Annotated in this window: 19 protein-coding genes; 11 read left to right on the top strand and 8 right to left on the bottom strand. The window is 66.7% G+C overall.

Annotation, left to right across the window (positions count from 1 at the left end):
* Positions 1–286 precede the first annotated feature (286 nt).
* Together GYH34_RS10330 and GYH34_RS10325 are read left to right on the top strand one after the other, a co-directional pair.
* Positions 287–1,531, top strand: coding sequence for a DNA repair exonuclease (locus GYH34_RS10330; RefSeq protein WP_161913502.1), 1,245 nt, complete (start codon positions 287–289; stop codon positions 1,529–1,531).
* Positions 1,528–4,986 (top strand): YhaN family protein, encoded by a 3,459-nt coding sequence (locus GYH34_RS10325; RefSeq protein ID WP_161913501.1) that lies wholly within the window; start codon positions 1,528–1,530, stop codon positions 4,984–4,986. The genes GYH34_RS10330 and GYH34_RS10325 overlap by 4 nt, the downstream gene beginning before the upstream one ends.
* Before the next feature lie 22 nt (positions 4,987–5,008).
* Here the strand turns inward: GYH34_RS10325 and GYH34_RS21665 are convergent, their stop codons facing one another.
* The 3 genes from GYH34_RS21665 to GYH34_RS10315 form a co-directional block, all read right to left on the bottom strand.
* Positions 5,009–5,164 carry a hypothetical protein gene (locus GYH34_RS21665; RefSeq protein ID WP_162561575.1) on the bottom strand — a complete coding sequence of 52 codons (156 nt, stop codon included), beginning with the start codon at positions 5,162–5,164 and terminating at the stop codon, positions 5,009–5,011.
* 581 nt (positions 5,165–5,745) lie between these two features.
* Positions 5,746–7,083: a sigma-54 dependent transcriptional regulator gene (locus tag GYH34_RS10320; protein ID WP_161913500.1), complete on the bottom strand. Its 1,338-nt coding sequence runs from the start codon at positions 7,081–7,083 to the stop codon at positions 5,746–5,748.
* Entirely contained in the window at positions 7,080–8,804 is a 1,725-nt protein-coding gene (locus GYH34_RS10315; RefSeq protein WP_161913499.1) for a HAMP domain-containing sensor histidine kinase, read from the bottom strand. The genes GYH34_RS10320 and GYH34_RS10315 overlap by 4 nt, the downstream gene beginning before the upstream one ends.
* 169 nt (positions 8,805–8,973) lie before the next feature.
* On the opposite strand from GYH34_RS10315, the gene GYH34_RS10310 reads away from it, so the two are divergent.
* The 4 genes from GYH34_RS10310 (at position 8,974) to GYH34_RS10295 (ending at position 12,200) form a co-directional block, all read left to right on the top strand.
* Positions 8,974–10,224: an NAD(P)H-binding protein gene (locus tag GYH34_RS10310; RefSeq protein ID WP_161913498.1), complete on the top strand. Its 1,251-nt coding sequence runs from the start codon at positions 8,974–8,976 to the stop codon at positions 10,222–10,224.
* A gap of 3 nt (positions 10,225–10,227) precedes the next feature.
* On the top strand, positions 10,228–10,698 hold the full coding sequence (locus GYH34_RS10305) for a DUF2269 domain-containing protein (RefSeq protein WP_161913497.1): 471 nt from the start codon (positions 10,228–10,230) through the stop codon (positions 10,696–10,698).
* Positions 10,699–10,713: 15 nt separating this feature from the next.
* The gene (locus tag GYH34_RS10300) at positions 10,714–11,673 is read left to right on the top strand and encodes a DCC1-like thiol-disulfide oxidoreductase family protein (protein ID WP_244635039.1); all 960 of its coding nucleotides are present in this window, start codon (positions 10,714–10,716) and stop codon (positions 11,671–11,673) included.
* A gap of 359 nt (positions 11,674–12,032) precedes the next feature.
* Complete coding sequence (locus GYH34_RS10295) at positions 12,033–12,200, top strand: hypothetical protein (RefSeq protein WP_161913495.1); 168 nt, start codon at positions 12,033–12,035, stop codon at positions 12,198–12,200.
* A gap of 105 nt (positions 12,201–12,305) precedes the next feature.
* On the opposite strand, the gene GYH34_RS10290 is transcribed toward GYH34_RS10295, so the two are convergent.
* The 4 genes from GYH34_RS10290 to GYH34_RS10275 form a co-directional block, all read right to left on the bottom strand.
* The gene (locus GYH34_RS10290; RefSeq protein WP_161913494.1) at positions 12,306–14,792 is read right to left on the bottom strand and encodes a TonB-dependent receptor; all 2,487 of its coding nucleotides are present in this window, start codon (positions 14,790–14,792) and stop codon (positions 12,306–12,308) included.
* Between the two features lie 168 nt (positions 14,793–14,960).
* Positions 14,961–15,908 carry a FecR domain-containing protein gene (locus GYH34_RS10285; RefSeq protein WP_161913493.1) on the bottom strand — a complete coding sequence of 316 codons (948 nt, stop codon included), beginning with the start codon at positions 15,906–15,908 and terminating at the stop codon, positions 14,961–14,963.
* A 93-nt stretch (positions 15,909–16,001) separates the two neighbouring features.
* Positions 16,002–16,502, bottom strand: a complete 501-nt coding sequence (locus tag GYH34_RS10280; RefSeq protein WP_026598187.1) for an RNA polymerase sigma factor — start codon at positions 16,500–16,502, stop codon at positions 16,002–16,004.
* Positions 16,503–16,574: 72 nt separating this feature from the next.
* Complete coding sequence (locus GYH34_RS10275; RefSeq protein ID WP_161913492.1) at positions 16,575–16,979, bottom strand: DUF2946 family protein; 405 nt, start codon at positions 16,977–16,979, stop codon at positions 16,575–16,577.
* Between the two features lie 206 nt (positions 16,980–17,185).
* Here GYH34_RS10275 and GYH34_RS10270 point away from each other — a divergent pair, with 206 nt between their 5' ends.
* From GYH34_RS10270 to GYH34_RS10260, 3 genes are all read left to right on the top strand, one after another.
* On the top strand, positions 17,186–18,052 hold the full coding sequence (locus GYH34_RS10270) for a 4-(cytidine 5'-diphospho)-2-C-methyl-D-erythritol kinase (RefSeq protein ID WP_161913491.1): 867 nt from the start codon (positions 17,186–17,188) through the stop codon (positions 18,050–18,052).
* Positions 18,049–18,849, top strand: a complete 801-nt coding sequence (gene rlmB, locus GYH34_RS10265) for a 23S rRNA (guanosine(2251)-2'-O)-methyltransferase RlmB (RefSeq protein ID WP_161913490.1) — start codon at positions 18,049–18,051, stop codon at positions 18,847–18,849. Before GYH34_RS10270 ends, rlmB begins: the two co-directional genes overlap by 4 nt.
* 78 nt (positions 18,850–18,927) lie before the next feature.
* Positions 18,928–19,230 carry a hypothetical protein gene (locus tag GYH34_RS10260; protein ID WP_161913489.1) on the top strand — a complete coding sequence of 101 codons (303 nt, stop codon included), beginning with the start codon at positions 18,928–18,930 and terminating at the stop codon, positions 19,228–19,230.
* Here the strand turns inward: GYH34_RS10260 and GYH34_RS10255 are convergent.
* Positions 19,227–20,120: a LysR substrate-binding domain-containing protein gene (locus GYH34_RS10255; protein WP_161913488.1), complete on the bottom strand. Its 894-nt coding sequence runs from the start codon at positions 20,118–20,120 to the stop codon at positions 19,227–19,229. The genes GYH34_RS10260 and GYH34_RS10255 overlap by 4 nt on opposite strands.
* Positions 20,121–20,316: 196 nt before the next feature.
* Between GYH34_RS10255 and phnA the strand changes: the two genes are divergently transcribed.
* Together phnA and pstS are read left to right on the top strand one after the other, a co-directional pair.
* Positions 20,317–21,534, top strand: coding sequence for a phosphonoacetate hydrolase (gene phnA, locus GYH34_RS10250; RefSeq protein ID WP_161913487.1), 1,218 nt, complete (start codon positions 20,317–20,319; stop codon positions 21,532–21,534).
* A gap of 47 nt (positions 21,535–21,581) precedes the next feature.
* Complete coding sequence (gene pstS / locus GYH34_RS10245) at positions 21,582–22,613, top strand: phosphate ABC transporter substrate-binding protein PstS (RefSeq protein WP_161913486.1); 1,032 nt, start codon at positions 21,582–21,584, stop codon at positions 22,611–22,613.
* Positions 22,614–22,627: the final 14 nt, after the last annotated feature.

Raw genomic sequence — 22,627 nt, 5'->3', positions numbered from 1 at the left:
GCGCGGAGACGTGATAGTCCCTTTGATAGCCATGTGTGATCTCCTTACGGTCATCGCGTGGTCAGGTCGCTGTGGAGCCGAACACGAGCGACGTTCTATTCATTCCCAAAGCTCTTATGCTGTGAGCAGCAGACATTTCCGACGTGCGCCGCTCCGTCAGGTCGTGCCGCGCCCTGTGTGACGCATTCGAGCAGATCGGCTACGATGATGGCGCCGGGGGCGGATTCGTCTGCGCCACAAAGGCGTTCCTGGTTCGACCCGACTCCCAGATCTGAGATTTTTCCTCATGCGGTTCTGTTTCCTCCACGCGGCCGACCTCCATATCGACAGCCCGCTCGCCGGTCTCGGCGTCAAGGACCCGGCCGTCGCGGCGCGCTTCGCCCAGGCCGGGCGGCGCGCCGTCGAGGCGCTGATCGACGAGGCGATCTCGGCCGACGCCGCTTTCGTCGTGATCTCGGGAGATATTTTCGACGGCGATTGGAAGGATGTGACCACCGGCCTCTTCTTCGCGCGCGCGCTCGGCCGGCTCGACCGCAAAGGAATTCCGACCTTCATCGTCAAGGGCAATCACGACGCCGACAGCCTCATGTCGAAGTCCCTGCCCTATCCGCCGAGCGTGCGAATCTTCTCCTCGGCGCGCGCGGAGACGCTGCTCGTCGAGCAGCGGCGCGTCGCTCTGCATGGCCGCAGCTTCGGCACGCGTCTCGTCGACGGCGCCTTCGTCGCGAGCTATCCCGAGCGGCGCGAGGGCTGGCTCAACATCGGCGTTCTGCATACGGCGCTCGACGGCTCGCGCGGCCACGCCGCCTATGCGCCCTGCACGGTCGAGGATCTCGCACGCTTCGGCTATGATTATTGGGCGCTCGGCCATGTCCATGCGGCGGAGATCGTCGCGCGCGATCCATGGATCGTCTATCCCGGCAATATTCAGGGCCGCAGCGTCAAGGAGACGGGCGCGAAGGGCGCGATGCGGATCACCGTCGACGACGGACGCATCGTCGAGGCGACGCCGGTCTCGCTCGACGCCGCCCGCTGGGCGCATGAGTGCGTCGAGATCGACGATTGCGCCGACGAGGCCGCGGCGCTCGCCCGCATAGAGGCGCGGCTCGGCGCTGTTCATGCGCAGGCCGCGGCGCGGCCGCTCGCCGCCCGCATCCGGCTCGTCGGCGCGACGCCGCTGCACGAGCGCCTCGTCGCGGGGCGCGAGACGCTGGAGCAGGAGGCGCGCGCGCTCGGCTTCCGCCTCGCCGAGGATTGCTGGGTCGAAAGGCTGGAGATTGCGACGCGCCCGCCTGCCCGCGCGCGAGCGCCCGCCGCGCCGGACGCGCTCGACCTCGAGACGCTGCTGCGCGAGGCCGCCGCCGACCCCGGCTTCGAGGCGACGCTGGCCGAGCTGGCGGAGCTTTTGGGCGACAAGCTGCCGCGCGGCCTGCGCGCCGAATTTCAGGCTGATCCGGCGGCGCTGGCGCGTCTCGCCGAGACCGCCCGCGATCTTCTGCTGGGCGCGCTCGAGCGGGAGGACGCCGCGTGAGGATCGAGGAGCTGCGTTTCGAGCGCTATGCCGCCTTCACCGACCGCGCGCTGACATTCCGGCCGGACGCGCGGCTGCATATCGTGCTCGGCGCCAATGAGGCGGGCAAGACCTCGGCGCTCTCCGGCATAGGCGATCTTCTGTTCGGCTTCGGCAAGCGCACCGCCTATGATTTTCTGCATGAGAGCCGGACGCTGCGGATCGGCGCGCGTCTGCGTCTCGCTGGCGGCGCTGCGCTGAGCTTTAGGCGCCGCAAGGGCGACAAGAACACGCTTCTCGACGAGGCCGGCAAGCCGCTCGACGACGATCTGCTGACGCCGCTGCTCGGCGCCGCGACGCGCGAGAGCTTCTTCGCCGAATTCGGCCTCACCGCCCGCGCGCTGCGCGAGGGAGGCCAGGAATTGCTGAAGGCGGGCGGCCGTCTGGCGGAGACGCTCGCCGCCTCCTCCGCGCAGCTTTCCGCCCTGTCGCGGCTGCGCGCCCGGCTCGACGCCGAGGCGGAAGCGCTGTTCGGAGCGCGCCGCGCCGCCTCGAAGGAATTTTATATCGCCGACGCTCGCTTCGACAATGCGGAGAAGCTCCTGCGCGACGCCATCGTCACGGCGGACGCTCTGAAGGCCGCCGACGAGGCGGTCGAGGAGGCCCGGCGCAAATGCGACGATTTGCGCGGCGCGCATGAGGAGATCGGCCGCGCCCTCGCCCTTCGCCGGCGCGCGACGCGCACCCGGCCGCGCCTGCTGCGCCTCGCCGCCACGAGCGAGGAATTGGCGGATTTCGCCGACCTCCCGCCGGTCGCCGCCGAAGAGACGGCGCGCTGGCGCGCGGCCTGGAAGGACGCCGAAACGCTCGACGAAAAGCTCGCCGCCTATGCCGCCGACGACGCCGAGGATCGGGCGACGATCGCCGCCCTCGCCGTGGACGAGACGCTGCTGGCGCAAGACGCCGAAGCGCAGAAGCTGCGCGAGCGGCTCGGCGCCGTGCGCAAGGCGCAGTCCGATCTGCCCAAGCGCCAAAGCGAGCAGCGCATCGCCGGCGACGCGCTGACCGAAACCGCGCGCCGGCTCGGCTTCGCCTCCTTCGAGCAGCTCCTCGCGCGCATGCCGACCGACCCCGCCCTGGCCGCCGCGCGCGAGGCCGTCGACGACCGCCGGCGCGCCGAGGAGCGCTGCGCCGATGCGCTGGGCGAGTTGGAGCGCGCGCGGCAGAAGCAGCGCGAGCTGGAAGGCGCCGAAGAGAACGGAACCTATGTCGCCGATCCAGAGCCGTTCTCGCGGCGTCTCGAAGCCTTCGCCGAAGTCGCTGGCGACGCCGATCGGCTGCGCCGCGACCGCGCGCAGGACGCGCTCGAGGAGGCGCGCATCGCGGAAGATGCGGCGCGTCTCGACCCGCCGGCGAATGCGCTGGACGAGCTGGCGCGCCGCCCGCTGCCGGACGAGGGCGCGATAGAGACGGCGCGCGCCACGGCGGCGGACATTGCCGAGAAAGAGAAGCGCTCGACCGCCGACATTGCGGCCTCGCGCGCGACGCTCGCCGCGATCGAAAGCGAGATCGAGCGGCATTCGCGCGCCGGGGCGGCGGCGACAAGAGACGATCTGCTCGCCGCTCGCGCCCGCCGCGACGCCGCCGCCATGGCGCTCGAATCCTCTCTCGACAGCGCGCCGTCCGAGCGCCTCGAGAATTTTGGCAAGCTGCGCGCCGAGACGCGCGAAATCGACACAGTGACCGATGTTCTCCTCTCCGACGCCGACCGCGCCTCGCGTCTCGAGACCGCGCGCGAGCGGCGCGCGCAAGAGCAGAGCAAGCTCAGCGATCTGCTGGAAGCGCAGGCGGCGCTCGACGAGCGAAAATCAGCGGCCCATGCCGCCTGGATAAAATTGTGGAGCCGCAGCGGCGTCGTCCCGCGCGCGCCCGCGGCGATGGCGCATTGGATAACGCAAATCGGCGAATTGACGGAGCGGCGACGACGTCTCTCGGATCGCGGATGCGAGGCGGCGGCGATCGAGAGCAAGCTCGCGGCGCATCGCGGCGCATTGGCGCGGCTCGTTCTGGACCTCGGCGGCGTCGACGATCCGTCCATGCCGATCGAGCTGCTGCACAAGGATGCGGCCGGCCGACTCGCGCGCCTGCAACGACTCTGGACCGGGGCGCGCGAACGCGCCATACGCCGACAGCATGCGGAGGAGGAGGTCGAGCGACGCGAAGCCGCGAAAGCGCGCGCGCTCGAGACGCGCGAGACGGCGCGCGCGCAATGGCCGGCGCGGATGAGCGCGATCGGGCTCGCCGCCGATGCGACGATCGCCGAGGCAGAGGCGGCGCTGGCGATCTGGCGCGACGTGCCCGTGCAAAAGAAAGATTTCGAGGAATTGAGCCGCCGCATCTCCCGAATGGAGGAGGATATGGCGGCTTTCGCCGCCGATGTCGCTCGCCTGGTCGCGGCGACGACGCCGGATATCGACAGCAGCGCGCCGCTGGCGGCTCTCGACGCCATCATCGCGCGTCTCGAAACGGCGCGCAAGATGCACAGCCGTCGCGACGCGCTGACGGCGGCGATCGACAAGCGCGAAGTCGCGCGCGCCTCGCTGATGACGCAGAAGGCCAGGATCGACACGATTCTGGAGCGGGCGCGCCTCGCGCTCGGCCTCGACGCTTCTACCTCCCTCGCCACTGCGCTGCCGCGTCTCGAGCGACGGCAAGAAGTGGCGAAAGAGATCGAAATCATTCGCCGCGATCTCGTCGAGATCGGCGACGGCTATGACGAAGAGACGCTGCGCGCCGAGCAAGACGGTCTCGACGCCGATCTGCTGCCGACGGAGATCGAGCGCCTGAGCGTCGATCAAAGCCAGCTCCTCGCCGATATAGAAGCGGCCGCGAAGCTTCGGCACGAGGCGGAGGCGACGCGCGAGCGACTGGCCGCAGGACGGGACGCGGAAGCCGCCGCGCATGAGAAAGCCGAGGCCGGCGCGGAACTGCTGAGCGTGTCGGAGCGCTGGATCACGCGCGCCGCCGCCGCCCGCCTCGCCGCGCGGGCCATAGAGCGCCATCGCGCCGCAGTGCAGGACCCGCTGATCCTGCGCGCCTCCGCCTTGTTCGCGCTGGCGACGGCCGGCGCCTTCACGGGACTCTGCGTCGATTATGACGAGGGCGACGCGCCGACCTTGGCGGGGCTACGCCCAGACGGCGTGCGCGTGCCGGTCGCCGGAATGAGCGAGGGCGCGCGCGACCAATTATTCTTGTCGCTGCGCCTCTCTCTGCTCGAGCTGCGCGAAGCGCAGCCCCTGCCCTTCATCGGCGACGATCTGCTGGCGAGCTTCGACGAAGCGCGCGTCGCCTGCGCGCTCGGCCTGCTCGCCGAATTCGGCCGCGCGCGTCAAGCGATCCTCTTCACCCATCACCGCCATGTCGCCGATATAGCGAGAGACACGCTTCGGGATGCGGCGGATGTGGTCATGCTGTAGTGGGTGTCCAGAGTCGTGATAATCACGTGAAATCCCGCAGGAACTCCGAGCCCGGCGCAACGCCGCTGATCAGCAGCCGGTCCCGCGCGCGCGTCGCAGCGACATAGAGCAGTTGCCGCTCGGTCTCGTAGACATCCTCGAGCTCGACCTCGTCGGCGAGGAGATCGAACGACGACATATGCGGCAAGGACTTCAATGTTCAGAATGGGGAAAACCAGTCCCGGCGCTCGAGCAAACCAAGCTCTCTGAAGGCGCACTTCAGGCCACGATGAGAGGCCCGATACACGACCGATAGAGGCGCCGAGCCGAGTAGTCGCCGAGAAAATCACCTTGCAAAAGCGAGGGCATCCACACACGCGCCGGGATTGCCGGAGGCTCCAATTTCGAATCGGCCGGCGCCCGTCGTCCGGCTCGGCTCGGCGGCGACAATGAAAAGCGCCGTATGCGGGTCTTGCGTCGCACGAGCAGGCCTTTCGCGCGCTCGACCATGCCGATCCGTCGACCCGACTGTTCAAAATCGATGAAATCGAGCGTCGTGATCGTCGCGCCCAGAAGCGACAAGGGCAGAAGACGTATCGCGCCGTCTTCGACGGTCGCCTCGACGACCAATGGATCGGATCGTCCCGTCAGACGTCCGTCGAGCTCTCCATCCGGCCGGCGATCGGTCGGCGCCTCGAGAGCGACAAACCGCCCGTGTCGATCGGACGCTGGCCAATAGCTTCTTTGCCGTAGCTCGTCGAATTCTATTGCATGGATCATTTATCGCAACCCGAGCCTCGCCATCATCTTCAACAACCCGACGCGGGAAACGCCGAGACGGCGGGCGGCGGCGCTGTGATTGTGCTCGGTGGCGGCGAGCGCGGCGCCGATCATGCGGCGCTCCAATTTCTCCTGCGCTTCGGGAAGCGTTTCCGCGACAGCTTCCGCCGCGAGTCGAACTCCGCCGCCGCGCGCGAAAGTCAAATCCTCGGCGGAAATCGTCGATGATCGCGGATCGGCGAGCGCGGCGGCGCATTCGATCGTCGCTTTCAGCTCGCGAACATTGCCGGGCCAGGATTGTGCGACGAGCCAAGCGAGAGCGTCCTGGGAAAAACCCAATTTGCGCTTCTTCGCCGCTCGGCCGAGAAAATGCGCGGCGAGGAGGCCCAAATCCTCGCGCCGCTCGTCCAGCGCGGGCGAGCGAATGATGACGCCGCGCAGGCGGTAATAGAGATCCTCGCGAAAGCCGCCGGAAGCGATCATCGCTTCGAGATCGCGATGCGTCGCGCTGACGATGCGCACGTCGGCGCGGCGCGCCTCGCGTCCGCCGACGGGCGTATAGGTACCTTCTTGCAGGAAGCGCAGCAGCTTCACTTGGCAGGGAAGCGGCGCCTCGCCGATCTCGTCGAGAAATAGCGTGCCGCCACGCGCCGTCGCGACGAGGCCGGGGCGATCGGCATGGGCGCCGGTGAAGGCGCCTTTGAGATGGCCGAACAGCTCGCTCTCGATCAGCTCGGCAGGAATCGCGCCACAATGAATGGAAACGAAAGGCCCGTGACGCGCGCTCGCTCTATGCAGCGCATGAGCGACCAGCTCCTTGCCGGAGCCGGTCGGGCCGAGGATCATTACGGGAAGCTCGGCCGGGCCGATGCGGCGGATCATATCCTTCACATGCGCCATGGAAGGACCATTGCCGATCAGCCCATCGCCCGCCGTCTCCGCGCGCAGCCGCGCGTTCTCGCGCTCCAGCGCCGCTTTGGCGAGCGCGCGCTGGGCGCAGAAGCGCAACAGCTCCGGCTCCACAGGCTTGGCGAGAAAATCCCATGCGCCGAGCGCGACGGCGCGCAGCGCCAGCTCATGCTCGCTATGCGCCGTGAGCACGACGGTGACAGCGCTCGAAAACTCCGGCAGCAGCGACAGGCCCGCCTCTGGCGTGCGCTCGGGCGGCATGACGAGATCGAGAAGCACGAGATCGGGCCGCGCCTGCGCGAAGGTTTCGCGCGCAGAAGCTGCGTCCTTCGCCGTCACCACATGATAACCTTCGCGCGTCAGAAAAGCGCCGGCGACGCGCGCGAAAGCGAGTTCGTCATCGACGATGAGAATGGTCTCGCCACTCACGCCGGAAACCTCAGAGTGACGCAGGTGGAGAAGCCCTCGCGCGCGCCGAGCGCCACGGAGCCGCCATGCGCGGCCATGATCTTGGCGACAATGGCGAGGCCGAGCCCCGTGCCTTCGCCGGAGCGCGAGACGAAGGGCTGAAACACGCGGTCCTTGATTTCCTCCGGCACGCCGGGACCATCGTCGCAGACATTAACGAATATCGCCTCGGGCGTCGCCTCGACGAAGATGGCGACGCGGCCGCCGGCGGCGCGCGCATTGGCGATGAGATTGTCTATCGCTTGAGCGAAGCGGAACGGATCGGCGCGCAAATGCGCATCGTTCGCGATGTCGATCTCGATATCGCCGAATGTCGCGGCGAAATCGATATCCGCCGGCTCGATCTTCCAGGGCTTGGCGTAGTCGAGCAAATCGGCGACGAGACGATTCATGCGCCGCGTCTGCTCTATGATCTCGGCGCGCGTCTCCGCCGGCGCGGCCGCGGCCGCCATATTCACGATGTTGAGCGGATTGCGCAGATCATGCGCAATCGTCGAGGCGAGCATTCCGAGCTCGGCGAGCCGCTGGCTCTCGGCGCGGCTTCTTCGGCGATCGATATCGTCGAGGCTCTGCGTCAGAACATCGGCGTAGACGATGGCGAGGCGGCGCGCGCCCGGCGGCGAATCCTCGAAACCTGTGAGCCTGGCGGCCCATTTGTCGCCCGTATTGTCACAGCGTATCGCCGGCTCGGGCCCTTCGTTGGAAAGAGTCGCCTCGACCGACGGGCGCATCGCCGCGCGCAATTGCGCGCGCGCGATCTCGATCGCCTCAGTGGTCGTGTCCGCGCTGGCGAGCTCGCTGCGCCATTGCGCCATGGTCTCGGCGAAAATCTCCGGGCCTGCGTAGACGAGCCGATCCGCCGCGCGGCGAATGGGCTCGCCGAAAGCAAAGGCCAGCGCCATGGCCGTGACGACGAGGAGCCAAAGGGACGCGAAATCCATCGACGGAGCGACGAAGCTCAAAGGCGCCGCGGCGAGCAATCCGGCCACGGCGGCGGCGAGAAGCAGCACGAGCGCATAGGCGGCGGCGCGACGCGCCCAGACATTGGCGGCCATCAGCTCATAGCGCAATATTCCGTAGACGAGCAGCGCCGGATAGATCGGCAGAGCGAGAATGGACCAGGGCGCGACCAACACGCCGAACAAGGGCGGCGCGAAAGAAACGACCGTCGACAGGCCGACGAGCGAGGAGACGAGAACAATGGCGATCTCGCGTCGGCGCTTGCCCTCGGCGCGGCGCAGGGCGAAGGCCATCAGCCCATTGCCATAGGCCGCGAGGCCGATCGCGACAGCCACGCCGACGAGGCCGACGCCCTCATAGCGAAAACCGCGCAGACCAGCGTGTGCTTCGAAAAAGGCGCCGGCGCCGAAGATGAAAAGCAATAGGGTCGCGCCGGCGCCGAGCGCGTGGACGATCGGAAGCGTGCGCGCGCCCTGCCCCGTCAGCCGGATCGCGAAATCGACCGCTATCGCCGAGCCCAGCGGCGCCAGCGCCATGGCAACCGCGCCGATGCGCTCGGGCAGGATCAAGCCGAGGGCGAAAAGCCCGACGATCACGACGAAGGCCGCGAGCTGCTTCGCGCCCGGCGCCGCACCCGCCCGCGCCAGGAGAAACGTCGAAAGCGCGGCGCTCGACAGGAAGGTCGTCGAGATGGAGAGGGTGAACAGCAGGCTCGGCGTCATCGCCCGACTGTATCCTCAGTTTATAGGCAGTTCAATGATATCTATCTCCAGGGTTTACAGCATACGTATTAGAGTGACTTAAAAACAGATAGTTACATAGTGGCGCCGCCATTGCCCATAGGTCTCCCGAAGGCGAAGCTTTTTCGCCCCATTGCCGAGGAGACCGATCTTGGCTCGTATTCTCATCATCGGCGGCAGCGGCTTTATCGGACGGCATATCGCCGGCCGGCTCCGCGACCGTGGCCATCAAGTCGTCGCGGCCTCGCGCCGCGAGGTCGATCTCGCGCGCGACAGCGAAGCGCAGCTTCGCGATAAGGTCGCGAGCTTCGAGATCGTCGTCAATTGCGCCGGGCTCGTTCGCGACGACGGCGCCAATAGCATGGCGGCCGTCCATGCGGAGGGCGCGTGCAATCTGTTTCGCGCCTGCCTCGAGACTGGCGTCGCGCGCCTCATTCACATCTCGGCGCTCGGCGTCGAGAGCGATGGCGAGACGCTCTATCAGCGCAGCAAGGCGGTCGCCGAAGAGCGACTCGCGGCGCTCGATCCCACGGGCGCGCGGCTCGATTGGCGCATATTGCGTCCCTCGCTCGTCGTCGGCCGCGGCGGCGCCAGCACGCGCTGGTTGCTCGCCGCCGCCGTCCTGCCTCGGCTTCCGAGCTTCGGCGATGGCGCTTGGCGCTTTCAGCCCGTGCATGTCGGCGATCTCGCCGAAGTCGCGGCGCGTATCGCGGACGGCGCGCCTTCGCCGCGTCGCCTCGATGTCGTCGGCCCGGAGCCGATGACGACGGATGCGCTGCTCGCGCTGTTGCGCGAATGGCTCGGCCTGAAGCCGACGCGCTTCTTTCGCGTGCCCTATCGGCTCTTTCTGCTCGCGGCGTCGATCGGCGGACGCGTCTCGACCGGACCGCTCAATCGCGAGGTGATAAAGCTCCTCTCGCGCGGCAATGTCGCCGATTGCGCGCCGATGACTGCGGCGCTCGATCGGCCACCGCGCCACATTCGCGACGCTCTGGCGCTGGAGCCGGCCTGCGACCCGGACAGGCAGGCGGCACGACTGTTCGTCCTGCGTCCGCTCCTGCGCTGGTGCCTCGGCCTATTGTGGGTCGCGACGGGCCTTCTCTCCTTCGGCCTCTATCCGCAGGAGAAAAGCTATGCGCTACTCGCTGAGATCGGCGTCCATGGCGCGCTCGCCGAGTTTGCGCTCTATGGCGGCGCGGCGGTCGATCTCCTGCTCGGCGTGCTGTTGCTGCTGCGATGGCGCCCGGCCCTCACCGGCGCCGCGCAGCTCGCGACCATGCTGGTCTTCACCCTCATCGCGACGCGCCTGCCATCCGATTATTGGCTGCATCCTTTCGCGCCGCTGCTCAAGAATTTGCCGATCGCCGCGGCGATCCTCGTCATGATCGCATTGGAGGCCTGACCCATGCTCGATCCTCTCATTCTGAAGACGGCGCATATCGTCAGCTCGACGATATTGTTCGGCACGGGGCTTGGCACCGCCTTTCACGGCCTCGCGAGCAATTTGCGCGGCGATCTGCGCGCCATCGTCGTCGGCAACAGAAATGTCGTGCTCGCCGATTGGCTGTTCACCACGCCCGCCGTCATCGTGCAGCCCGTCACCGGCGTGCTGCTGGCGTTGGATCAGGGCTGGCCGCTCGATACGCCCTGGCTGCTCGCGGCGATCGCGCTCTATCTCTTCGTCGGCGCCTGCTGGCTGCCGGTCGTATGGCTGCAAATCCGCATGGCGCGCATCGCCGAGCAATGTCTCGAGAAAGACGCGCCGCTGCCGCCGGTCTATGGAACCTATTTCCTCTGGTGGTTCGCGCTCGGCTGGCCCGCCTTCATCGCCATGATCGCGATCTTCTGGCTGATGGTCGCAAAGCCGCAATTTTAAAAAATGGAGATAAAAATGACCACTCTGTTCCAAGACCTGCTCGCCGAGCGCTTCGATCTCCTGCCCGCGCCCGTCCGTCGCTTCCACACGCTCGAGCGCGAGATATTCACCAGCGGCCGCGCGAAAATCTCCGCGCAGGGCCGCGGTCTCGGCGCGGCGATGCTCGCCTTTGTCGCCGGCCTTCCGGCGCCGGGCGAGAATGTCGAGACGCGCGTCCGCTTCACGCCGCTCTCTGGAAAGCGGGAATTCTGGCGGCGCGATTTCGCCGGGCGGCGCTATGAGAGCGTCATGCAGGCGGCGCTCGACGGGCGCCTGATCGAGCATTTCGGCCCCTTCGATCTCTATTTCGATCTCACCGCCTCGCCCGCCGGCCTACGCTGGTCGCTGTCCGAATGGCGCCTGCTGAAAATCCCGCTGCCGCGAGCGACGACGCCGACGATCGAATGTTTCGAGAGCGCCGAGGGCGAGCGCTTCGCCTTCGACATAGACGTCGTCTTTCCGATCGTCGGCCCTGTCGTGCATTACACCGGCTCGCTGGCGGAGACGCTGGAGGATGCGCCGATCTTCGTCTATGACGGCGTCTGCGCCCTCTGCGACTGGACTGTTCGCTATGTCATAGCGCATGAGATCACGCCGTCGATCCGCTTCGTCGCGATACAATCCGAGGAAGGGCGCGCTCTGGCGCGACAGGCGGATATCGACCCGGATGCGCCCGAGAGCTTCCTCTTCATCGAGAACGGCCGCCTGATGAAGGACTCCGAGGCGCTGCTCGCGCTCGCCCGGCAATTGCGCGGACCGGCGCGCACCGCCCCTCTCGCACGGCTGATGCCACGCTTCGTCGCCGATGCGCTCTATCGCCTCATTGCGCGCAATCGCTATCGCTGGTTCGGTCGAAAAACCGCCTGCGCTCTCCCCGAGGCCTCGCGAGCGACGCCAAACAGCTGCGGATTTCCGATCGATCGTCGACCCGATTGAACGATCTTCGACACCGAGCAAATAATCTACATGCTGCGGTCCTGATCGCCGCGGGCGCCGGAGGATGATGTGTGCTCCGCTTCATGGTCGGTTCTCGGAGCGCCAGACGCGCGTGAAGTTCGGGGACGACCCCGAATCTCCCCTCTGGCGACCCGCGGAACCGGCCATTTCGGCGGCGATCGAAACCGGGCGGTTCGGAGCCGGCGATCGATTGCCGCCGGATCATCGCTTGGCCGCGGAGCTCGGCGCGCAGAGGCGCACTTCGGCGCGCCGTCGACAGTCTGGTTGGCGCGCCGTTACTATCTCTCCTCGGCGCTATTGTCCGCCAAGCAGTTCGCCCACGCGGCCACGACGACCTGATGCGTCTTCGCACCGAGAACGGGCCCGCCAACATGGCGACGATCAAGCACGCCGCTCTCAACCTCATCAAGGTCATCCCCGATAAGGCCAATCTCAAAATCAAAAAGAAAACCGCCGCCTGGAACGACGACTACCTCTTCCGAGCCATAACCCAACCCTGGCGCTGAGGTTCAAGCGATTCCCCCGCCCGGACCGCCCGGAGCGCAGAGAGCCGCGCGGCAATAGAGGGATCGTTCCAACGCCACGGGCTCGGCGCGACGTTGGCGCGAGACTCAGAACTCCACCCGCAGCGAGCCGAGGAAGCTGCGCGGAGCGCCGGTCATGATATAGGTGCGGTCCTGCGACGCAGAGTAATAGACCGTATCGGTGATGTTCTTCACATTGAGCTGCGCGGTCACGGTGAGATCGTCGATCTTCGTCGTGTAGGAGATCATGCCGTTGAGCAGCGCATAGCCCGGCAGCACATAGGAATTGGCGTTGTCGCCGAGCGCGCTGCCCGTCACCGTGAGGCCGGCGCCGAGGCTCAGCCCTTTGAAAGCGTCGTCGGCGTCGTATTTCACCCAGAGATTGCCGTAGTTGCGCGGGCTCGAGGCCAGCGCCTTGCCGGGTGAAGCGAGTTGGCCGTTGTAGACGGCGAGCGCATTGGCCGACGAGCCCTCGAGCGTGCGCACATCGTCATGCGTGTAATTTGCGATGACGCTCCAATTGTCGTCGATGCGCCCGGTGAGATCGAATTCGAAGCCCTGGCTGCGCGCCTTGCCGATCAGATAGGAGAGGGTCGAGTTGAGCGGATCGGCGGTCGGAATATTCGTCTTTGTGATGTCGAAATAGGCCATGGTCAGCGTCAGCCGCTTGTCCAAGAGCTCCGCCTTGGCGCCCGCCTCCCATATTTCGCCGCGTTGCGGTGGTCGCGGCTGGCTGTAATTGGTCGTGTTGTTGGAGCCGAAGGACTGAGCGAAATTGCCGTAGACCGACATGAAGGGCAGCGGCTGATAGACGACGCCGACGCGCGGGCTGAAAGCGGAGGTGTCCGCCGTCTTGTAGCCGGTGTAGGCGGACCACCAATTAGCGTTGTAGCTGCCGGACGAACTCACGGCGTTCCAGTCATAACGACCGCCGAGCAGCACGTGCACGCTGTCGTCGAGGAAGGAGATCATGTCCTGTCCATAGACGCCGGTCCATTGCTCGCCGGAATGCGCAAATCCGCCGCCCTTCGGAGCATCGAGCGTGTAATAATTGGGCGCATAGATATTTATGGCGCTGATCGGCGTGATGATCTGGCTCTTCATGCCCCAATAATTGCTGAAATAGTCGAAGCCGAGCAGAATCGAATGCGACAAGGGCCCGGTCTCGAACTTGCCTTTGAGATCGAGATTGGTGGCGAAAGTGTCGTCCGTATTGCCAGGGAAATAGACGTAAGTTCGGTTCAGCACGCCGGTGATCTGATTGAAGGCGGCGCCGGCGACATTGCCGTTCCTCGTGCCGAGGCTCGTATAGCTCAGCCGATTGGTGAGGCTCCAATCTTTGGCGATGTCATATGTCCAGTCATAGGCGATGCGCTTCTTGTCGAAGTGATTCGTCAAATTCGTCGTGAGATAGGGCGCAGAGAGATAGCGGCTGATGGGAATATTCGCCGGATGATCGTAGACCGCGGGCAGCAGCTGGTAATCATCGACCCAGGTCTTGTTCTGATATTCGAAATCGACATTGATGCGGAATTGCTCGATCGGCCGATAGGAGATCGTCGGCGCGACGAAGACATTGCGATCGGTGACGAAATCGCGATAGGAATCGGTGCGGTAATATTCGGCGTTGACGCGATAGAGCAGGGATTTGTCCGCCGTCAGCGGGCCGGTCGCATCGATCGTCGTGCGCGTGCCGCCAAAGGATTTCAACTGCTCCTGTATCGAGTAATAAGGCGTCTCCAGAGGCCGTTTCACCACGAGGTCGATGAGTCCGCCCGGCTCGCTGCGGCCGAACAACATGGCGGCCGGACCTTTCAGAACGTCGATGGATTGCAGATTGGCCGTGTCGAGATAGCGCGACCGCAGCTCGATCAGCCCGTTCTTATAGGTGCTCTGCGAGACAGAAAAGCCGCGCACCTTGTAGATGTCGAGAAGATTGGGCAGCGGCGTCACGCCCGAGACATTGGTCAGCACGGCGTCGCCGACGGAGATCGCCTGCTGATCGTCCATCGTCTGGCGCGTCACCGAGCGCACCGAAATCGGCGTCTTGAGCAGCGGCGTGTCGACCTTCAATGTCGCCGCCGCGCTGGCGGCGGTATAGCCCGTGTAGCGATCGCCCGGTCCCGGCGCCGGACGGGCGCGCGCGTCGTCGCCGCGCCCATTCGTCTGCGCGCCAATGTCGATCGTCGGCAGCGGCGTCGCGCCGCTGGCGTCGGTCTGGGTCCCGGCGTCATTCTGCGCCAGCACGATCGACACCGCCTGCCCGTCGCGCGAAAATTCGTAAGTGAGGCCGGTGCCGGCCAGCAGCGCGCCGAGCGCCTCGCGCACGGAATATTTGCCGGAAAGCCCCGGCGTCACGCGTCCATGGGTGAGGCGCGCGTCATAGAGCACGTGGAGATCGTTCTCATCGGCGATGACATTCAGCGCCGAAGCCACCGAGCCAGCGGGAATGCGGTAGGCCAAAATCGCTCCCGAACGCTCCTGCGGCGCAATAGCGGCCTGCGCAGGAGAATCCGAGACTCCCGCTCCCGTCATCAAGGCGCCGAACGCCGCCGCCGCGACCGCCGAACCCATATTCGCTTTTCCTCGCCGCTCGCCGCGCGCCGACTTCCTCGCCATATCCCCGCGTCTCCGTAACGATCGTCCGCCTCGGGGCGCTGAAAGGCCCCTGTCTTGCTGGACGCGCTCGATGCGGAAAACGAAACGTCGCGGAGCAATTTTTTTCGCGCGAGGCGAAACGCCTCAGCCGTGGAGCAGGATCAGATAGTCGGTGACGTGAATGGCGCGCAGGCCGAGAAAGGCCTCGATCTCGCGCAGCGCCTGGGCCGGATTCTCGGCGTCGAAAACGCCGGTCACGCGCCGCGCGCAGCTCGCTTCGCCGATGCAATAGACATAGCCGCGCCGGTGTCGGCCGAGCGCCGCGAGCACTTCGCCGAGCGGCTTGTTCTCGAAGATCAGCCTGCCGCGCCGCCAGGCCGTGGCGCGCTTGACGTCGACCGTTTCGGGCGCGCGCGCGGCGCGCGCGGCGGAAAAGGCGCTCTGCGCGCCCTCCTCCACCACCACGGACTCGCCGCCGCTCGCGACCGCGACGCTGTGCTCGGTGACGGTGACGCGCGCCTCGCCCTTGTCGATTGCGATATCGAAAGCCGTGCCGAGCGCCGTCACCGAGCCGCCGGCCGCCTCCACGACAAAGGGCCGCGCGGCGTCCGGCGCGACCTGGAACCAGGCCTCGCCCTCGAGGAGGGTGAGCCGCCGACGGCCGGGCTCGAAATGCAGCGCAATGGCCGAACTCGCGTCCAGATCGACGCGCGAGCCGTCCTCCAACGTCACGCTCTTGCGGTCGCCGACGCCGGCGTAAATGTCGGAGCGAAGCCAGTTCGCGAGATCGCCGAAGCCCACCGCTATAGCGAGGCAGAACGCGGCGGCGATCGTCGCTGCGCCAGCCGGCGAGAAGCGGCGGGGGACGGCGCGAGGCGGCTCCGCTCGCCGGCTGGGCGCGAGGCTCTCCACGAAGCCACACATTTCCGCCATATCGTCGAAAGCCACGGCATTGGCCGGATCGGCCGCCCGCCAAGCGTCGAATTCGGCCTTCTCGGCGGCCGATAGCGCGCCGGCCCGCATCCGTATCCACCAATTGACGGCGGCGACGCGCGGACTGTCGTGATCGAAACCATCGCTATAGTCGGTCATTGGTCACGGCCATCGATCGGCGCGGCTCCTCCGCCGGCCGCTGTCTCATAGGACGCGCCGGAACGGAAAACGAAACGGGGGGCGAGAAAAAAATCAATCGAGCGCCGCCCGGCAGCGCAGCAGAGCGAGCCGCAAATGCCGGCGCGCCATCGTCTCGGAAATGCCGAGCCGCCGCGCCGCCTCGTTCAGGGAGACGCCTTCGTGCATCACCAGCAGGCAGACCTCGCGGCAGCGGGGCGGCAGCGCCTCGATCGTCTCGAGCACGATGCGCGTCTTGTGACGGCGATCGAGCGATTCTTCCGGCGTCGCCGCTTCCGAGGGCGCTTCGACGGGCGGATCGCCGAAATCGAGATAGCGCGTCTCGGTCTTGCGCCGACGGGCGAAATCCCTGGTGAGATTGACTGCGATCTGCTTCAGAAACGCCGTCGAATCCGCGACGCTCTCGAAACGGTCGTGACGGAGCGCGCGCACGAAGGTCTCCTGCAGCAGATCGGAGGCCTCCTCGCGTCCGACCCGGCGCGTCAAAAAAGCGAGCAGGCCGCGCTTGTTGCGGAGGAAAAGCTCGCGAAACGACAAGAATTTGCTGTCCGACATACGCGGCGTCCGGATGCATGCGGGAGGAACGGCGGCGGGAGAATCGCAACACCGTCGCGTGGATGGGCGCGATCAGGCGACGCGCGGCGGCGCGCGCGACGACCACGCGCCGCGCCATCCAGACCGGAAGAGAGCCGGAGCCTCCACGGGCCGCGACGCCGCAATGACTGGCGGCGCATGGGGCAAAACAGCGCCGAGCCGGATGGGCGCGATGATGGCGTCCGCCGCGGCTCCACCGCAGGCGGTGGGGCACATCTCGCAATGATGGCGCCCGCCTGCGTGACCACTGTCTGTATCGGCGGCGTCATGAGTTGCGACGGAGAGGCAGGGCCGATCCGTCGCCGCGACCGAGGAGCCGTTGCGACTCGACGAGTCGGGCTGCGCAATGGCGACCGCCTGCGCGAGAAACAGCGCGACGATCCCGCTCAGCACGAGCGCGCGCGCCATCCACCCAGAATTGGCCCATAGCTTCGCCATGCCGAAAAGGTCCCATGATCGGCGAACGGCCGTCAAGAGCCGCGCATCATCCGCGAGCGGCGCCGCCCGGGGCGCGGACGAATTTCGGCCGCATCGGCGGTCTAGCTGGAGGTCGGCGCGTTCTTGACAGGTCCGGCGCGGGCGGCGCATCTGTCGCCCGCTTCCGGCGCGCCCGGACCGTTCCACAGGCCGAGACACCGGAATTCATGCTCGCGACGCGCGCCCCCGCCAAGATCAATCTGACGCTTCACATTCTCGGCCGCCGCGCCGACGGCTATCACGAGCTCGAGAGCCTCGTGGCCTTCTCCGGCGCCGGAGACAGCCTGCGTCTCGAGCCGGGCGAGGCGCTATCGCTGGCCGTGGACGGCCCCACCGCCGCCGCCGCGGGCTCGGATGCCGATAATCTGGTCCTGCGCGCCGCCCAGCGTCTCGCCGAGCGCGTCCCCGGCCTGCGTCTGGGCGCCTTTCATCTCACCAAATATCTGCCGGTCGCGGCCGGCATAGGCGGCGGCTCCTCCGACGCCGCGGCGGCGCTGCGCCTGCTCGCCCGCGCCAATGGCCTTTCCGCCGATGATCCGCGCCTGCTCGAGGCCGCCCGCGCCACCGGCTCCGACGTGCCCGTCTGCCTTTGCCCTCGCGCGCGCTACATGCTCGGCCGCGGCGAGACGATCGGCGCGCCGCTCGGCCTGCCGCCGCTGCCCGCCGTGCTCATCAATCCCGGCGCGCCGGTGGAGACGCGCGGCGTCTTCGCTCGCCTCGGCCTCGCCCCGGGCGAAACGACCGGCGCGGCTCCGCATCCCGAGGTCACGGCGGCGCTGGGCGCGGAGGCGATAGCGGCGGCGCTGCGCCGGGGCCGCAACGACATGGAAGACGCCGCCTGCGTGGACGCGCCGGTCATCGTCGATGCGCTCGCCGTGCTGTCGGCCGCCAAGGGCTGCCGGCTCGCGCGAATGTCCGGCTCCGGCGCGACCTGCTTCGCTCTGTTCTCGACCCGTCAGGCGGCCGCCCGCGCGGCGGCAGTGATCCGCCGCCAACATGCAGACTGGTGGGTGAAAACGGCGGTGCTGCGATGAGCCGCCCGCCCGCCGGCAAGGACCGCGGCCGCCGCCCGCCCCCGCGCCATCCGCCCAAGGAGGAGACGCCCTTCCGCCGCCCCGGGGCGGATGTCGTCGTGCTCTATGGCGCCCATGCGGTGCGCGAGGCGCTCATCGCCGGCCGGCGCAAATTGCTGGCGCTCTATGCGACGGAGAACGCCGCCGAGCGCATCGCGCCGCTCGCCGCCGCCGCCGGCCTCACGCCGAAGATCGTGGACCCGCGCGCGCTGTCGCAACGGCTCGGCGAGGAGAGCGTCCATCAAGGGCTGATGCTGGAAGCGCGCCCGCTGCCGGAGGCGGATATCGCCGACATAGAGCAAAAGAGCGGCCTCGTTCTGATCCTCGATCAAGTGACCGATCCCCATAATGTCGGCGCGATTCTGCGCACGGCAGCCGCCTTCGCCGTCGATGCGCTGATCGTGACCGAGCGCCACAGCCCGGATTTCACCGGCGTGCTCGCCAAGGCCGCCTCGGGGGCGCTCGAGCATGTGACGATCGTCTCCGTCGTCAATCTCGCCCGCGCGCTCGAGCAATTGGCGGAGCGCGATTTTCTGATCGTCGGCCTCGATTCGGAAGGCCCGCAGCCGCTGGAGGCGAGCCCTTTGCGCAAGCCGCTGGCGCTGGTTCTGGGCGCCGAAGCCAAGGGCCTGCGCCGCTTGACGCGCGAGCGCTGCGATATTCTCGCGCGGCTCGACATGCCGGGGCCGATCAAGAGCCTCAATGTCTCCAACGCCTGCGCCGCAGCTCTGATGGCGCTGCGACTTCGCCTCGGCTGAGGCGAAACGCCTGCGCTTGCCGCGCGGCCTGCCGGTTCGATGTAAGGGCCGGACCGAATTCGCGAAGGAGGAGACGCCATGCGCAAGCTCGCGCTCGTTTCGACGAGCCTCTTTCTGATCCTCGGCGGCGCGGCCATCGCCGAGCAGCAGATGACGCAGCGCGGCCGCACCTCCGGCCCCGCCGTCGGACAAAATGTGACGCCGAGCACGGTGACGCAGAAATCCGTGGAAGGACGCTCGAGCTTCATAGACGAGAACGAAGGCTTCGCCCTGGATGCGAGCGCCCTCGCCGCCGGCGCGCCGGGCGTCGAAGGCAAGCCGGGCGCGCAGAGCGGCCCCGCCCCGCGCGGCCGCGGCGCGGCCTCCAAATTCGTGTATTAGCCGCCACGCTCCACGGCGCTGGCGGCTTCGGCGAGCCACTGCACGAAACGCTTCGCCGTCGGATAGCTCTCCGATTGCGGATCGATGAAAGCGACATGGCGCGGCCCGGGCGCGACGATCTGCGGGAAAGGCGCGGCGAGCGATCCTTCCGCGCTCTGTCCCGCTGTCAGCTCGATCGGCCCGACAGCGACGCCCTGCCCGTTGAGAACCGCCATCAGCGCCGTGTGAAAATGGCCGAAACGACGCACGCGCCATTTTTGCAGGGGCGGCAGGCGCGCAGCCTCGAGCCATCGCTCGGTCTCGCCCGGCCGCGTGTCGCTGACGGCGAATGTCTCGCCGAGGAGAGCGGCGACGCCTTGCGCGGCGAGCGTCTCCGCTCGGCGACGGGTGGTCAGCAGAGTGAGCGTCTCTTGCATTACGGAAGAGGACTCCCAATTGCCGATCTGCTCGGAGCCGCGCATGATCGCGACGTCGAAAAAGGCGAGAGCCGGATCTTCTCCGGTCTGACGCGTCTGCACATGCACATCCACATCGGGATGCAGCGCGTAGAATTGCTCGAGCCGCGGCACCAGCCAATGCATCGCGAAAGTCGCATGGGCGAAGACTTTGAGACGCCGGCGCGCCGTCGCGACGCGTCCCATGGCCGCATCCATGCGCTCGAAGCCATCGGTGATGACGGCGACGAATTCGCGCGTTTCGTCGAGCGGCCGCAGACGTCCGCGATCACGCTCGAACAAGGCGCGCCCGAGCCATTCCTCCAGCGCGGCGATCTGCCGGCTCACCGCGCCATGCGTGACGCCGAGCTCCCTGGCGGCGTTGGAGACGCCGTCGAGCCGCACCACGGCCTCGAGCGTCTGCAGCATTTTCAGCGGTAGCGGCTTGCGCGCCATCTCGTGTCACTCACTGTCTCATTGGCCGTATCATGCGATGAACATCCTGCGGATGTGACGCTTTTGTGAAGCATGTCGGCTCCGCTCACAGGCTCTGTGAGATTTATTCGTTTCGACATGACATGCCCGACTGATAGATGAACCAGCGCCGAAGCGAAGTCGCCGATGATGCGACGAGAGAATGCGGGGCGCGAAAATGACAGCCGAAATCACCGTCAACGGAAGGCGCTACGCCGCGCCCTCCGAGCCGACCGTCGTCGTCTGCATCGACGGATGCGAGCAGGAATATATCAATCAGGCGATCCGCGCCGGCGTCGCGCCTTTCTTCGCCGGCCTCGGCGAGCGCGGCGCCGTGCTCACCGCCGATTGCGTGATGCCCTCTTTCACCAATCCCAATAATCTCTCCATCGTGACCGGCGCGCCGCCGAGCGTTCACGGCATATGCGGCAATTATTTCTTCGATCCCGAGCAGGGCGTCGAAGTGCTGATGAACGACGCGAAATATCTGCGCGCGCCGACGATACTCGCGGAATTCTCCAAGGCCGGACGCAAGGTCGCGACGGTGACCGCGAAGGACAAGCTCAGCGCTCTGCTCGGCTGCGGGCTCGAGGGCATTCGCTTCTCCGCAGAAAAGGCCAATGAGGCGACGCTCGCGCAAAACGGCGTCGATGATCTTCTGGCCAAAGTCGGCCTGCCGCTTCCCGCCGTCTATAGCGCGGAATTGTCGGAATTCGTTCTCGCCGCCGGCGTCTGGCTGATGAAGACGATGCGGCCAGACATCATGTATCTCTCGACGACGGATTATGTGCAGCACAAGCATGCGCCGGGAACGCACGTCGCCAACGCCTTCTATGCGATGCTCGACAAATATCTCGCGCAGCTCGACGCGATGGGCGCAGTCATCGGCGTCACCGCCGATCATGGCATGAACGCCAAGACGGATTCGATCGGCCGTCCCAACATCGTCTTTCTGCAAGACGTGCTGGACATGCGCTTCGGCGCCGGGACCTGCCGCGTGATCCTGCCGATCACCGATCCTTATGTCGTGCATCACGGCGCGCTCGGCTCCTATGCGACCGTCTCGGCGCCCGCCTCTATTCTCGACGAGGCGACGCGATGCGTGGCCGCTCTCGAAGGCGTCGATCATGTGCTCGACAATCGAACCGCCTGCGCGCGCTTCGAATTGCCCAATGAGCGCGTCGGCGATCTCGTCGTGCTGGCAAAGCGTCTCTTCACGCTCGGCACATCCGCGACGAGCCATGACCTCGGCGGATTGACCGCGCCGCTGCGCTCGCATGGCGGGCTCTCGGAGCAGCAGGTTCCGCTGCTCCTCAATCGACCCGTCAGACGCGAGAGCAATGCGCGCCTGCGGAATTTCGACGCTTTCGCGCTCGCGCTCAATCGCGTGATCTGACGCGCGCGACATTCACGATCTTTTCTCTCGCAACAGGACGAACGACCATGCGTAACGCCTGCAGCATTTTCATCATCTCGATCGCCGCCATCTCCTGTCTCGACGCCGCGCGCGCCGAGACGTCGCTCTCTGGAACGGGCTCCGCATTCGCTGCGCCCATCTACACGCGCTGGGCGCAGGAGGCGAAGCCGAGCGTCGGCGTGCAAGTGAATTATCAGGCGACCGGCTCCGGCGTCGGCCAAAAGCAGGCCGCGGCGGGAACCGTCGATTTCGGCGCCTCCGACGTCGCCATGGAAGCAAAGCGGATAGAGGAGGCCGATCTTCTGCAATTTCCGACCGTCGTCGGCGGCCTCGACATCATCGTCAATATTCCCGGCGTCGGCGCCAATGCGCTGAAGCTCAACGGGCCGGTCATCGCCGACATCTATCTCGGCGCGATCACGCGCTGGAACGATCCGCGCATCGTCGCGCTCAATCATGGGCTCGCGCTTCCCGATCTGCTGATCGTCCCGATCCATCATTCCAACGCCTCTGGAACGACCTTCGCGCTGTCGCGCTATCTCTCCAAGGTGAGCGAGACATGGAAGACCCGCATGGGCGTCGGCATGACGCTCGAATGGCCAGGCGGCGTCGGCGTGCATGGCAGCGCCGGCACGTCGGGCGAGGTCCCTCGCACGATGGGCTCGATCGGCTATGCCGAGAATTCCTATGTGACGACCAATCATCTCGCGCCGGCCAAGCTGCTCAACCGCGCCGGCAAATATGTCGCGCCAAATGAAGAGAGCTTCGCCGCTGCGGCGGCGAACGCAGACTGGGCCGCGGCCGATAATTTCGCCGTCGATCTGACCTATATGCCGGGCGACAAGAGCTGGCCGCTCGTCACGGCGACCTTCATCGTTGCGCCGAAAGCGGCGGCCAAGGCGGAGCGGACGGCCGCGCTGCTGAAATTCTTCGATTGGGCTTTCGCTCATGGCGACAAAGCGGCGAAAGCCCTGCAATATGTTCCGCTGCCCCATGCGGTGAAGGATCAGGTCAGAGCCGCCTGGCGTCAGAAAGTGGCGTTCCGCGCCAAGGATTGATCGCCTTCTCGCGC

Origin of the sequence: Methylosinus sp. C49 (assembly GCF_009936375.1) — a bacterium.
Taxonomy (GTDB): Bacteria; Pseudomonadota; Alphaproteobacteria; order Rhizobiales; family Beijerinckiaceae; genus Methylosinus.
The sequence above is the reverse complement of the archived record's forward strand: the minus strand, read 5'-3'. Positions and strand labels throughout refer to the sequence as shown.

What these genes read in the sequence shown, in the direction of transcription:
- GYH34_RS10270 (WP_161913491.1), top strand. Translation starts at nt 17,186, where the DNA reads ATGCTCGCGACGCGCGCCCCCGCCAAGATCAATCTGACGCTTCACATT.
- GYH34_RS10315 (WP_161913499.1), bottom strand. Translation starts at nt 8,804, where the DNA reads ATGACGCCGAGCCTGCTGTTCACCCTCTCCATCTCGACGACCTTCCTG.
- GYH34_RS21665 (WP_162561575.1), bottom strand. Translation starts at nt 5,164, where the DNA reads ATGTCGTCGTTCGATCTCCTCGCCGACGAGGTCGAGCTCGAGGATGTC.
- GYH34_RS10260 (WP_161913489.1), top strand. Translation starts at nt 18,928, where the DNA reads ATGCGCAAGCTCGCGCTCGTTTCGACGAGCCTCTTTCTGATCCTCGGC.
- rlmB (WP_161913490.1), top strand. Translation starts at nt 18,049, where the DNA reads ATGAGCCGCCCGCCCGCCGGCAAGGACCGCGGCCGCCGCCCGCCCCCG.
- GYH34_RS10305 (WP_161913497.1), top strand. Translation starts at nt 10,228, where the DNA reads ATGCTCGATCCTCTCATTCTGAAGACGGCGCATATCGTCAGCTCGACG.
- GYH34_RS10285 (WP_161913493.1), bottom strand. Translation starts at nt 15,908, where the DNA reads ATGACCGACTATAGCGATGGTTTCGATCACGACAGTCCGCGCGTCGCC.
- GYH34_RS10290 (WP_161913494.1), bottom strand. Translation starts at nt 14,792, where the DNA reads ATGGGTTCGGCGGTCGCGGCGGCGGCGTTCGGCGCCTTGATGACGGGA.
- GYH34_RS10255 (WP_161913488.1), bottom strand. Translation starts at nt 20,120, where the DNA reads ATGGCGCGCAAGCCGCTACCGCTGAAAATGCTGCAGACGCTCGAGGCC.
- GYH34_RS10295 (WP_161913495.1), top strand. Translation starts at nt 12,033, where the DNA reads ATGCGTCTTCGCACCGAGAACGGGCCCGCCAACATGGCGACGATCAAG.
- phnA (WP_161913487.1), top strand. Translation starts at nt 20,317, where the DNA reads ATGACAGCCGAAATCACCGTCAACGGAAGGCGCTACGCCGCGCCCTCC.
- GYH34_RS10280 (WP_026598187.1), bottom strand. Translation starts at nt 16,502, where the DNA reads ATGTCGGACAGCAAATTCTTGTCGTTTCGCGAGCTTTTCCTCCGCAAC.
- pstS (WP_161913486.1), top strand. Translation starts at nt 21,582, where the DNA reads ATGCGTAACGCCTGCAGCATTTTCATCATCTCGATCGCCGCCATCTCC.
- GYH34_RS10300 (WP_244635039.1), top strand. Translation starts at nt 10,714, where the DNA reads ATGACCACTCTGTTCCAAGACCTGCTCGCCGAGCGCTTCGATCTCCTG.
- GYH34_RS10330 (WP_161913502.1), top strand. Translation starts at nt 287, where the DNA reads ATGCGGTTCTGTTTCCTCCACGCGGCCGACCTCCATATCGACAGCCCG.
- GYH34_RS10275 (WP_161913492.1), bottom strand. Translation starts at nt 16,979, where the DNA reads ATGGCGAAGCTATGGGCCAATTCTGGGTGGATGGCGCGCGCGCTCGTG.